The following is an 11,820-nucleotide window of genomic DNA, read 5'->3' on the forward strand; positions in this document are numbered from 1 at the left end:
TTTTGCAAAGCATCCACCATAAAGATTTTTAGCTATGGAACAAAAAGTAATTACAAGACAGGGAATAAAGGTAGCTTCTAAGCAGAAGCATATTGTATTGCTGCATGGGCTCTTTGGCGACCTTAGCAACTGGAGTGCTTTTGAAGATTATTTTGGCTCTCACCATAGTGTACATACGCCACAACTTCCACTATATAAAAAGCAGGGTAAAGAAAATAACCTGGACCACTTTGTTGTTTTCCTTGAAGAGTACATAGCCGAAAATAAAATCGAGCAACCTGTACTTGTAGGTAATTCGCTTGGTGGACATATTGCACTATTGTATACGCTAAAACATCCGGAAAAAGTAGACAAGCTTATCCTTACCGGAAGTTCAGGCTTATACGAAAACTCTTTTGACGTGCCATTTCCCAGGATTAATGACTTTGAGTTTATATCAGACCGGGTTCGAGAAGTATTCTTTAACCAGGAGGCCGCTACAGATGCTCTTATAAAACAAGTTTTTAGCACCATACAAGACAGGGATAAAGCATTATCTGTAGTACGCACCGCAAAAGCGGCACGTAACCAAAACCTTAAAAGCATACTCAGTACCATAACACTGCCCGTACTGCTAATATGGGGTATGCAGGATATTGTAACGCCAATGACCGTAGCAGAGGAGTTTTACTACCACCTGCCTAACTCGCACCTGTTTCTTATAAACAATTGCGGCCATGCCCCAATGATGGAACAGCCTGAGGAATTTAATAATAAAGTTGCTGAATTTTTATCTTCTTAATTTTGAAAAACTTAACTAAAAATATGATCATGAACTGCTGCTGCGTACGGAAAATTCTGTGTTGCAAAAGTACCTGTGCCCATACTTTATGAGCTAAGCCTTTTACAACATTGTAAAGGGCTTTTTTTATGCAACTAAGAATACAAATACGATAATAATAAATGATCGAATTAAAAAACATCTCCAAAACGTTTTATAAGGCAGACAGGGAGATAAAGGCACTGAACAATGTTTCGCTGCACGTGCCAAAAGGCAAAATTTTTGGTGTGATAGGTACTTCCGGTGCCGGAAAAAGCACGCTTATACGTTGCATAAACCTTTTAGAAAAACCTACGTCTGGTGATGTAGTTATTGAAGGAAAGTCTTTGCCGGGCCTTAGTGCGGCGCAGTTAACCCGCGAACGCAGGCAAATGGGCATGATATTTCAGCACTTTAACCTGCTTTCATCAAGAACGGTGTACCAAAATATAGCCTTTGCACTGGAACTTGCCAATACTCCAAAAAATATAATTGATGCACGGGTAAAAGAACTTTTGGCACTTGTAGGGCTTGATGAAAAAATTAACGATTACCCGGCAAGCCTTTCCGGCGGTCAAAAACAACGTGTAGCCATAGCCCGTACACTGGCAAATAATCCTAAGATATTACTTTGCGATGAAGCTACAAGTGCTTTAGACCCCGCTACTACCCGCGCCATATTAAACCTGCTTAAAGATATTAACAAGCGACTTAATATTACCATATTGCTCATTACCCACCAGATGGAAGTAGTAAAGGCCATTTGCGACGAGGTTGCCGTAATTAGTGGTGGCGAGCTTATAGAGCAAGGTACTGTAGGAGAAATATTTGCAAAACCACAACAACAGCTTACCCGCGAGTTCATAGCCTCTGCCCTTCATATCGAGATACCTCCTGTTTATACTGAGCGCCTTAAAGCATTACACAAAGACGGGCTTAGTAGCCTGGTGCGCCTGGAACTGGGCGGCAATAGTGCAAATGAACCCTTTATTACCGATGCTGCGAGGCAATATGATATTGATATTAAGATTATTTCTGCCGAAACATCGTATGCCGGGACCACCAGCTTTGGCATTCTAATCATAGAAATATCCGGCGATTTGCCCCGGCAGAATGATGCACTACAATTGTTTAATCAAAAAAATATAAAAACTGAATTGCTTGGCTATGTCTGAATCAACTATTACACTTTTATTAAACGGTACTTGGGAAACACTTATCATGACTTTTGTGTCAGGTTTTTTTGGTTTTGTATTGGGCCTGCCTACCGGTATACTGCTGTTTCTTACCCGCAAAGAGCAGGTACTGCAAAATTCAGCACTCAATAAAAGCCTGTCTATACTGGTAAATATATTTCGCTCCATACCTTTTATAATACTTATAGTATGGATGATACCTTTTACCCGTGCTGTAGTAGGTACATCTATTGGTGTAAGTGCGGCACTTGTGCCTTTAAGTATTGGCGCTGCACCATTTATAGCAAGGCTGGTAGAAAACAGCCTACTGGCATTGCCAAATGGTATCGTAGAAGCTGCAAGGGCGCTGGGTGCTACTCCCTGGCAAATAATATATAAGGTATTACTGCCCGAGGCTTTGCCGTCGCTAATTAATGCAGCATCTATTACGCTCATTACACTTGTAGGGTATTCTGCCATGGGAGGCGCTGTTGGTGCCGGCGGACTGGGGCAAATAGGCTACCAATATGGCTACATTGGTTATGATGCCGTAGTCATGAATACCGTACTCATACTGCTTGTACTGCTGGTTTTTGCAATTCAACTGGCGGGCGATGCACTTTCTAAACATTTTGATCGCCGATAAAAAAAAACACAACATTTATACTTTATTTTATGAAATCAATATTCAGATTATCTATAATTAGCTTACTTTCAATTTCTGCCATCACACTGACCAACTGTGGCAAAGACAAAAAAAATGATCCGCACAGGATCAAAGTTGGCGTATCGTCAGGGCCGGAATATACCGTGGCACAAGCTGCCCAAAAGGTTGCCAAAGAAAAATACGGCCTTGAAGTAGAGCTGGTATCGTTTAACGATTATGTAATTCCAAACGAAGCCCTTAACAATGGCGATATAGATGCTAATGCCTTTCAGCATAAGCCTTACCTTGACGAACAGTCTAAGCAAAGAGGCTATAAACTGGCAATTGTTGGAAAAACGTTTATTTACCCTATAGCGGCTTATTCTAAAAAAATAAAATCGTTGGCTGAACTTAAACCGCAAAGTACGATAATCATACCTAACGATCCTACAAATGGTGGGCGCTCGTTGTTGCTTCTCGCTAAAAACGGACTTATAAAACTTAAAGCTGATGTGGGCCTTTTACCAAAGCTTACCGACGTTACAGAAAATCCTAAGAACTTTAAAATCCTTGAACTGGAAGCTCCTCAACTGCCCCGCGCGCTCGAAGACCAGAATGTAACCATTGCCATTATTAACAACACCTTTGCTGCTCAGGCTGGCCTTGTACCCTCAAAAGATGCGCTGTTTGTAGAAGACAAAGATTCGCCTTATGTAAACCTGGTCGTAACCCGTGAAGACAACAAAAATGCCGAAAATGTAAAGCAGTTTGTAAAGGCATACCAGAATGCTGAAGTAGAACAAGCAGCTATAAAAGAATTTAAAGGCGGAGCTGTAAAAGGCTGGTAAAATAACTGAAGATAAATTAATCAATTGTCATAAAAATGAATGCTCCTGTAATACAACAAAACCCTTACCAGTCTATGCTGGACAGGTTTAATATTGCTGCAGATATATTGCAGCTTACACCATCATTACGCCAAAAATTACAGCAACCGGAAAAGCAGGTGCTTGTAAACTTTAGCATAACACTGGATAATGGCGAAGAGAAAAACTTCGACGGTTACCGTGTTATACACTCTACGGTATTAGGTCCTTCTAAAGGCGGTATACGCTATGATACCGGTGTACATCTTGACGAAGTTAAAGCCCTTGCCGCATGGATGACCTGGAAATCGGGTGCCACAGGTATACCTTTTGGTGGTGCTAAGGGCGGTATAATCTGCGAACCAATAGAACTTTCTAAAACAGAACTCGAAAGGCTTACAAGGGCATATACAAAGGCTCTGGCTGATACTTTTGGCCCTGATAAAGATGTTCCGGCACCGGATATGGGCACCGGCCCTGATGAAATGGGCTGGCTGATGGACGAATTTTCTTTATTGCACGGCAAGCCCGTACACGCGGTAGTTACAGGTAAGCACCTGCACTCTGGCGGGTCGCTGGGCCGTACTGAGGCTACCGGAAAAGGTGTCAGCATCATTACACTGCTCACCCTAAAAAAACTGGGATTCTCCCCTGCCCATACTACTGTAGCCATACAGGGCTTTGGTAATGTAGGGCTGCATACGGCCTTGTTTTTATATGAAAACGGATTGAAAGTTATTGCAGTTAGCGATATTGATGTAGCATTGCATAATGCCGATGGTTTTGATATACCGCAGCTCATTGCCTATTATAATGCAAATGGCAGGTCGTTGCTTGGATATAAAAATGCAGATGCAATACCGCATGAAAGCCTGCTGACACTTAATGCAGATGTACTAATACCGGCAGCTAAAGAAGATGTTATCACTGCGAGGAATGCGGCAGATATAAATGCAAACATTATTATTGAAGCGGCTAATGGCCCTGTAGCGTCTGATGCGGATGCTATATTGAATCAAAAAGGTATCACCGTAGTACCGGATATTGTGGCCAATGCCGGTGGGGTAACGGTATCTTACTTTGAGTGGCTGCAAAACTCGCACCTTGAATCGTGGGATATTGATACTATAAACCAAAAGCTGGAGGAAATACTCTCTGCCAGTTTTGAAAACCTTTATGAAACCGCCAGAAGCTTAAGCCTGCCACTACGTACTGCGGCTTATGTTATTGCAGTAAAAAAAGTAGCTGAAACACTAAGGCTTAAACAAAACATACCGGGCGGTGCCATTACTGCCAATTGATATCTTTGATGTCTCAAATTTAGATAACCGCCTGTAACAGGGCGGTTTCTTTATATAATGAAAAGCGCTTCTGCGGCTACTTCATAAAAAATGTGCAGGCATCCATAAAGCAACTGAAGTTTGCCTTTAATTAAAAAATCGGGCAACATGGCTTGTTTAGGTGTAGCACCATGGTATTTTTTAAACAGGCATATAAAATGCGAAACACTTTTATATCCCAGATGAGAGGAAACCTCGTTAACCGGCTGCTGTTCGGCAAGCATTTTCCTGGCTTTTTGCATCCTGATTTTAGTAACGTAGTCGTGTATGGTGCTCCCAAAATTTTCTTTAAAACCCGTTTTAAGCTTCAGTTCGTTTAAGGATATGATACGCGACAATTGTTTAATTGTGGGCGGCGTAGCATAGTGAGTAACAAGATATGCCTTGGCAGATTCCAGTTTAGTTAGCAATTCATCAGTTATCGAAGGAATATTACTTCCTGAGGCATTTGTAATAAACAGTTGCAGGAAAAGCTCTTTCAGTTTATGCTCTATAAAATACTTTTTTACTGCTCCATCATAATTATTATCCAGTATCTCAAAAATAATATTTAGTATGGTGGCATTGGTTGGTATCAGGTTTTTACCAAAATGCACATAGCTGTTTTTCTTAACCTCATTATAAAAAGGAGAAGCATTTATCCAGCTCTCGTTTTGCATAAGCGACAGGTAAAACGGCCTTGCAATAAACATCCTGATATAACGCATGGGTTCGCCATTACCGGGCATTTTCATGCTCACATCGGTATCTCCCCTAAAAACCAGTTGTAATATTCCGGTTGGCAGGTCACGTACCCTGTTATATTTTTCCTTAAATGTAGCTACACTGCCCGTTAGCAATAATGACATCTGTACATAATCGCCGCGCTTGGTAAGCAGTTCTGTATAATCGGCATAATTGCTGAAATTAGTCTCTATAATAAAAAAGCCATCGGTATGATGAACACCTCCAGATACGTATATCTCATCTTTTTTATCAAATTTTATTTCGCTGTATTCTACACCGCTTGTGCTGTCGGCATTATCTTTTACATCTACTTCATACAGGGTTATTCCCTCTTCTTTCAGTCGTGAGCGTACATACATAATACCATTCCCGTTATTTTTAATACTAATTCCATTATCCGGTAAAAGCTGTCCGAAATACTTTTGCATAAAATTATTTATAACCAGTCTAATTAAAAAGAACAAAAGCTAAATTTTTGAATATTTTTTTAGAGAACAGGATAAGCAACCAATAATGAAACAAATTTTACTACAAACTTTTATTTTTATTGTATTTACTGCAACAGCATTTTCACAGTCCGGCAGCAATATTCATGGTACGCTTACCAACAACGGTATTCCGGTACAGGGCGTTTTAGTATTTGCAGAACAAACAAAATACACTACCGAAACCGATGCAGCCGGGCACTATAGCCTCACCTTGCCCGAGGGTAAATACACCATACGTTTTTCAGGTGTGGGATATGCCGACGAAACCATAGAGGTAAGCCTTAGCGCAAACGAAAAAAAAGAAATAAGCCTACCCTTAAAGCTTAGTACACCTACAGAACTTGAAGAAGTTGCTATAAATGGAAAAAGCGCCATACAACGTATAAGAGAAACGCCTTTTAATGTAGTAGCACTTGATGCCAAATCGATGTACAACACCACCCTGGACCTTGCCCATCTGCTTGATAAGGCATCGGGTGTAAAAATAAGGGAAACAGGTGGTGTAGGCTCTGATATGTCTATATCCCTTAACGGTTTTACAGGCAGGCACATTAAGCTTTTTATGGATGGTGTGCCCATGCAGGGATTTGGTTCGGCATTTCAGCTAAATAATATACCCGTTGGTATTGCAGACCGTATTGAAGTATATAAGGGCGTAGTACCTGTAGAATTTGGTGGGGATGCTTTGGGTGGAGCCATTAATATTGTAACCAACCAGAGTGCCAATACTTATGTAGATGCCTCATATTCTTTCGGTTCGTTCAACACCCATAAAACAAACCTTAACGTAGGCTATACTTCTAAATCAGGCTTTACGGTACAGGTTAACGCATTCCAAAATTACTCAGACAATGATTACAGGGTATTCATTAAAGAGATAATGGATATTAACACACAGGAATATTCCATTAAAAATAAATGGGTAAGGCGTTTTAACGATACGTATCATAATGAAACCGGGGTTGTAAAAGCCGGATTTGTAAACAAATGGTGGGCAGACCGCTTTTTAATAGGCATTACAGTAGGCCAGGAATATGCCGATATACAAACTGCTAACCTGATGAAGATAGTGTATGGCCAAAAATACCGCACGGCCAATACCTTTATGCCATCGCTTAGCTACGAAAAAAAGAACCTGTTTACTAAAGGGCTTACGTTTCGCCTTACGGCAAACTATAACCGCAACAAAAATGAAAACTTTGATAAAGCAAGCCGCCAGTATAACTGGTACGGACAGTATCGCGAAACGGGATCTGTAGGCGAATCTGGAGTATCAGGGCTTACTAACTTCCTGAATGATAATTACTCATCAACCGCTAACCTAAATTACCGCATTAACGATAAGCACTCCATCTCTATAAATGATGTTGTTACAGGTTATGAAAGAAAAAACGAGGTTAACGTTACATCTGCCGAGTTAGGTGTAACCTATGATAATATGCGCCGCATAAGCCAGAAGAATGTTTTAGGGGCATCATACCGCTATCGCTTTAGCGAAAAATGGAATATAGATGCTTTTGGTAAAAACTATAACCAAAAAGTTATAGGCCCTGTAAACAACGGCGACCTTGCACACACCGCTTTTACCGAAGTAAAGAAAACTTATAACACTACTGGCTATGGTGTGGCTACAACATATTTTCTTAAAGATATACAGCTTAAGGCATCAGTAGAAAAAGCCTACCGCCTGCCTACCGAAAATGAACTTTTTGGCGATGAAGTGCTGGAAACCGGCAATGCTTCTATAGAAGCTGAAAATTCTATGAACTATAACCTGGGGGCTACGCTGAATAAAAAGATTTCAGAAAACAGTTCTATATACGCCGATGTTAACCTGTTTTACCGTGACACCCAGGATTACATCCGCCGCCTTACAGAGCAGCGCCTTGGTACAGGTTATTCTACAAACCACGGTACTGTACATAATACAGGTGTTGATGCTGAATTGCGCTATTACTACAAAAATAAATTTACCATAGGTGGTAACGTTACCTGCCAGAACTTGCGCGATAAAGAACGCTTTCAGGCTTCGAGTTCCGGCAATATGATGGAAAGCCTGTCTTATAATGTAAGGATACCAAATGTTCCGTACTTCTTTGGTAATGCAGATGCTACTTATTATATGCACGACTTTTTTGGAAAAGGCAATGTGCTGAGTGCCGGCTACCACTTAAATTTTATCGATAGGATATTTCTTAACTGGCCTAACCTGGCAACAGCCAATAATAAGCTCGACCTGCCACAGCAAATTTCGCACGACCTTAATGTAACCTTCTCTTCTGCCGGAGGTAAATATAATATCGCCCTTGAAGCCCGCAACATTACAGATGAAAAACTGTATGACAACTACGCCCTGCAAAAACCGGGCAGGAGTTTTTCGATCAAACTGCGCTACTTCTTTATGCAAAAACGAAATAATACTAATCAAATAAATAACTAACTGATGAAAAAAGTGAAATACACAGGAGTATGGGCTTTGGCCCTGGCCCTATTAACCCTTGCAGGCTGTAGCGATGATACTACAGGAGGTAATGCATCTCAGGGCAACTATTTTGTAGCGGCTACACAGGGAGATTTTACCTATATGCTGTCTGTAAACGACCTGGAGTCAGGTACGGCAACCATAGTAGGTAACGGCAGCGCTATTGAAGAGCCTTATGCATTTACAGCATTTGTAGCTAACGGAGAGCGTTCTGTAACTGCCATGCAATACCGCCAGGGCGACCCTTCTATAGGTATGTCATACAGCCTTAACAGCGAAGGTGTAATACAAAAAACAGGAAACGAATTTCAGCTTGAAAAAGGCTACGGTACCTGGGGTTCTTTTGGTAACTACATAGTGGCAGCACGTAGTGGGCAAACCCTTACAGATGGTACTACGGGTGCTATTGCCTATCTTATAGACCAGACAAACGGTAATGGCGTTTCTACAAAATATCTTTCTACAACAGGCCTAAATGGTGGTATAGAGTATTATGGTGTAAAAGAAAGTGCTACACTATCGGGCGTTGTAGACCGTGGTAACGGTACCTTCCTTACAGCAGGTATATTCTCTCATGGTGTTACAGGCTCAGGTGGCAGTACTACCGCTACCGTGGGCAACCCTGATGAGTGTTGGGTTTTTGAACTCGACCAGAATTTTAATGTTGTACGCTCTTTTAAAGACGATCGCATTAGCTACTCAGCCGGACGTTACCGTTCTGCTTACTATTCTCAGATAGACAGCGATGATAATAACAATGTGTATGTCTTTTCAGGTGCTTATGATGCCACATCTACAAAAAATGCAGGCGTGGTAAGAATCCCTTCAGGTGCGAGCACATTTGACTCATATTACTGGGATCTTGAAACGGCCTCTGGTGGTTACCGTTTCCGTAAAGTATGGCACATTACAGACGATTATTTCCTGCTAGAGTACTACAACGAGCAGTATGAAACGTTAAACATAAGCAGCGCCGCTACGCAGTATGCAGTAGTAAGAATGGGAACCAAAGACTTTAAATGGGTAACTACAGGTTTCCCTGCAAAAGGCAATATTACCGGAACAGGATGGCCATTTGCTCACAACGGAAAAATGTATTTTCCTGTAACTACAGACAGTGCACGCCCTACAGTATATGTTATAGATCCTGCTACAGCTGTAGCAAAAGCAGGCCTTGTAATAGAAGCTGAAGGAGTTTCTGCCCTGGCACGTTTAGCTTATTAATATTTAGTAATTTTGGGTTTTTACAATAACAGGGCAGTTCATATCTTTGACTGCCTTGTTATCCCTTTTTTAGACAACATTTAATATGAAAAAAATAGTATTCCTGTCGTTCATACTGGCAGCGTTTGGTGCAAATGCACAACAAAAAAACACATTGCTTGATCAGGCTTTCTGGAAAGCAAACCCCGATGTAGCAGCTGTAAAAGCAGAAATTGCTAAAGGTAACAGTGCCACCGAGATGAACCCGATGGCTTTTGATGCCACTACTATGGCAATAAATAACGGTGCATCGTTAGAAACCATAAAATTACTTGTAGAGCAACCCGGCAACGGTATAAGCAAGCCTACGCACGACGGACGTATTTACCTGCACTGGGCGGCTAATAAAGGTAATGCAGATGTGGTAGACTACCTTATTAAAAAAGGGTCTGATATTAATCTTGACGATAGCCATGCTACTACCCCACTTGCTTTTGCTACCGGAAACGGACAAACAAACACAGCAGTTTACGACCTTTTTTTTAAAGCGGGACTTGACCCAAAAAAAAAGTATAAAGATGGTGCAAACCTGTTGCTAATGGCTATGCCTAATGATAAAGACCTGACGCTGGCAACTTATTTTGCTACAAAAGGCTTATCTCTTAAAGATACAGATACCAATGGTAATACAGCATTTAACTATGCTGCAAAAACAGGTAATGTAGAGCTGCTTAAAACCTTGCTTAAAAAGGGTGTTAAGTTTAACGACAATGCACTTATTTTTGCTGCTCAGGGTACTCGTCGCACGGCTAACACCATAGAAGTTTACAAATATCTGGTAGAGGACTTAAAAATAAAACCTACCGTTGTAAGTACTGATGGCGAAAATGTACTGCACTTTATCGTGCGCAAACAAAACCAGGCAGACATCATTAAATATTTCCTGGATAAGGGTGTAGATGCAAACAAGGCAGACTATGAGGGCAATACTGTTTTAATCAATGCCGCATCCGGTAAAGATGTAGCCGTTACAGCGCTTTTATTGCCTAAAGTTAAAAATATAAATGCAGTGAATGCAAAAGGAGAATCGGCACTTATACAGGCTGTAAAAAGCGGATCTCCTGAGATGGTGGGATTTCTTTTAGATAAGGGTGCAGACCTGAACGTGGCAGATAAAGATGGTAACAACCTTGCTTATTATTTAGTACAGTCGTACAGGCCGCAACAACCGGGCCGTGGCGGCGAGGCTAAAGACGATTTTGGAGACAAGCTTAAAGTATTACAAGCAAAAGGCTTTAACTTTGCCGGCACCCAAAAAGACGGAAGCACGCTATTTCACGTTGCCGTGATTAAGAACGACATTACGCTTTTAAAGAATCTTTCAGCTTTAAATATCGATGTTAATACTAAAAACAAAGAAGGATTAACAGCACTGCACAAAGCGGCAATGGTATCTAAGGACGATACTATTTTAAAGTATCTTCTTTCTGTAGGGGCTAAAAAAGATATTAAGACTGAGTTTGACGAAACACCGTACAACCTGGCTAAGGAAAACGAGTTCCTGACTAAAAACAATGTATCTGTAGATTTTCTTAAATAATCATGAAACACATCCTTAAAATTTCGCTTGCGGCACTATTTATCTGCCTTTTTTCAGTGCAGGCTACCGCACAAAATACAAAGTATAAATGCCTTCTGCAAATGTCTAATTACATGGGCGATGGCGCTTATGTGGTGGTATCGCTTATTAACCCTAAAGGTGAATATGAAAAAACACTTTATGTAATGGGCGATGATAAAAAATGGTACAACAGCCTTAAAGAGTGGTATAAGTTTTACGCTAAAAAGCCACAAAACCTTAGTGCCATTACAGGTGCATCGGTAACAGGCGGCGACCGTAGCGTAACCACTTTCGAAATTGAGGATGCCAAGCTAAACAAAGGCTATAAACTACGTTTTGAATCGGCGGTTGAAGACCAGAAATACAATGTAACCGACCTTGAAATACCATTGACTACCGAAGGCCTTACTGAAAAATCAGAAGGTACAGGGTATATAAGGTATGTAAAATTCAGTAAGGTACAATAGTTATATA

General features: G+C 40.9%; 10 protein-coding genes. 9 read left to right on the plus strand and 1 reads right to left on the minus strand.

All coding sequences use genetic code 11. From position 1 onward, the window contains the following. The first annotated feature begins 34 nt into the window (after positions 1 to 34). From DYH63_RS07495 to DYH63_RS07515, 5 genes are all read left to right on the plus strand, one after another. On the plus strand, positions 35 to 781 hold the full coding sequence (locus DYH63_RS07495; RefSeq protein ID WP_116788216.1) for an alpha/beta fold hydrolase: 747 nt from the start codon (positions 35 to 37) through the stop codon (positions 779 to 781). Positions 782 to 942: 161 nt separating this feature from the next. Further along, positions 943 to 1,974: a methionine ABC transporter ATP-binding protein MetN gene (gene metN / locus DYH63_RS07500; protein ID WP_116788217.1), complete on the plus strand. Its 1,032-nt coding sequence runs from the start codon at positions 943 to 945 to the stop codon at positions 1,972 to 1,974. Then, a complete protein-coding gene (gene metI, locus DYH63_RS07505) occupies positions 1,967 to 2,620 on the plus strand; it encodes a methionine ABC transporter permease MetI (protein WP_116788218.1) in 654 nt (217 codons plus the stop codon). The genes metN and metI overlap by 8 nt, the downstream gene beginning before the upstream one ends. Positions 2,621 to 2,649: 29 nt before the next feature. Continuing rightward, positions 2,650 to 3,468: a methionine ABC transporter substrate-binding lipoprotein MetQ gene (metQ, locus tag DYH63_RS07510; RefSeq protein ID WP_116788219.1), complete on the plus strand. Its 819-nt coding sequence runs from the start codon at positions 2,650 to 2,652 to the stop codon at positions 3,466 to 3,468. A 35-nt stretch (positions 3,469 to 3,503) separates the two neighbouring features. Beyond that, the gene (locus tag DYH63_RS07515; RefSeq protein ID WP_240409075.1) at positions 3,504 to 4,787 is read left to right on the plus strand and encodes a Glu/Leu/Phe/Val family dehydrogenase; all 1,284 of its coding nucleotides are present in this window, start codon (positions 3,504 to 3,506) and stop codon (positions 4,785 to 4,787) included. 50 nt (positions 4,788 to 4,837) lie between these two features. Here the strand turns inward: DYH63_RS07515 and DYH63_RS07520 are convergent, their stop codons facing one another. After that, entirely contained in the window at positions 4,838 to 5,980 is a 1,143-nt protein-coding gene (locus tag DYH63_RS07520) for a helix-turn-helix transcriptional regulator (protein WP_116788220.1), read from the minus strand. An 85-nt stretch (positions 5,981 to 6,065) separates the two neighbouring features. Here DYH63_RS07520 and DYH63_RS07525 point away from each other — a divergent pair, with 85 nt between their 5' ends. The 4 genes from DYH63_RS07525 to DYH63_RS07540 all read left to right on the plus strand — a co-directional run bounded on the left by DYH63_RS07525 (position 6,066) and on the right by DYH63_RS07540 (position 11,813). Further along, the gene (locus tag DYH63_RS07525; protein WP_116788221.1) at positions 6,066 to 8,480 is read left to right on the plus strand and encodes a TonB-dependent receptor; all 2,415 of its coding nucleotides are present in this window, start codon (positions 6,066 to 6,068) and stop codon (positions 8,478 to 8,480) included. Between the two features lie 3 nt (positions 8,481 to 8,483). Continuing rightward, positions 8,484 to 9,746, plus strand: coding sequence for a DUF4374 domain-containing protein (locus DYH63_RS07530; RefSeq protein ID WP_116788222.1), 1,263 nt, complete (start codon positions 8,484 to 8,486; stop codon positions 9,744 to 9,746). 85 nt (positions 9,747 to 9,831) lie between these two features. Then, positions 9,832 to 11,325 (plus strand): ankyrin repeat domain-containing protein, encoded by a 1,494-nt coding sequence (locus DYH63_RS07535; RefSeq protein ID WP_116788223.1) that lies wholly within the window; start codon positions 9,832 to 9,834, stop codon positions 11,323 to 11,325. 2 nt (positions 11,326 to 11,327) lie between these two features. Next, a complete protein-coding gene (locus DYH63_RS07540; protein ID WP_116788224.1) occupies positions 11,328 to 11,813 on the plus strand; it encodes a DUF2271 domain-containing protein in 486 nt (161 codons plus the stop codon). Positions 11,814 to 11,820: the final 7 nt, after the last annotated feature.

Origin of the sequence: Flavobacterium psychrotrophum, assembly GCF_003403075.1 — a bacterium.
Taxonomy (GTDB): Bacteria; Bacteroidota; Bacteroidia; order Flavobacteriales; family Flavobacteriaceae; genus Flavobacterium; species Flavobacterium psychrotrophum.

Coding starts and splice junctions, on each gene's coding strand:
- DYH63_RS07495 (WP_116788216.1), top strand. CDS start 35: ATGGAACAAAAAGTAATTACAAGACAGGGAATAAAGGTAGCTTCTAAG.
- metN (WP_116788217.1), top strand. CDS start 943: ATGATCGAATTAAAAAACATCTCCAAAACGTTTTATAAGGCAGACAGG.
- metI (WP_116788218.1), top strand. CDS start 1,967: ATGTCTGAATCAACTATTACACTTTTATTAAACGGTACTTGGGAAACA.
- metQ (WP_116788219.1), top strand. CDS start 2,650: ATGAAATCAATATTCAGATTATCTATAATTAGCTTACTTTCAATTTCT.
- DYH63_RS07515 (WP_240409075.1), top strand. CDS start 3,504: ATGAATGCTCCTGTAATACAACAAAACCCTTACCAGTCTATGCTGGAC.
- DYH63_RS07520 (WP_116788220.1), bottom strand. CDS start 5,980: ATGCAAAAGTATTTCGGACAGCTTTTACCGGATAATGGAATTAGTATT.
- DYH63_RS07525 (WP_116788221.1), top strand. CDS start 6,066: ATGAAACAAATTTTACTACAAACTTTTATTTTTATTGTATTTACTGCA.
- DYH63_RS07530 (WP_116788222.1), top strand. CDS start 8,484: ATGAAAAAAGTGAAATACACAGGAGTATGGGCTTTGGCCCTGGCCCTA.
- DYH63_RS07535 (WP_116788223.1), top strand. CDS start 9,832: ATGAAAAAAATAGTATTCCTGTCGTTCATACTGGCAGCGTTTGGTGCA.
- DYH63_RS07540 (WP_116788224.1), top strand. CDS start 11,328: ATGAAACACATCCTTAAAATTTCGCTTGCGGCACTATTTATCTGCCTT.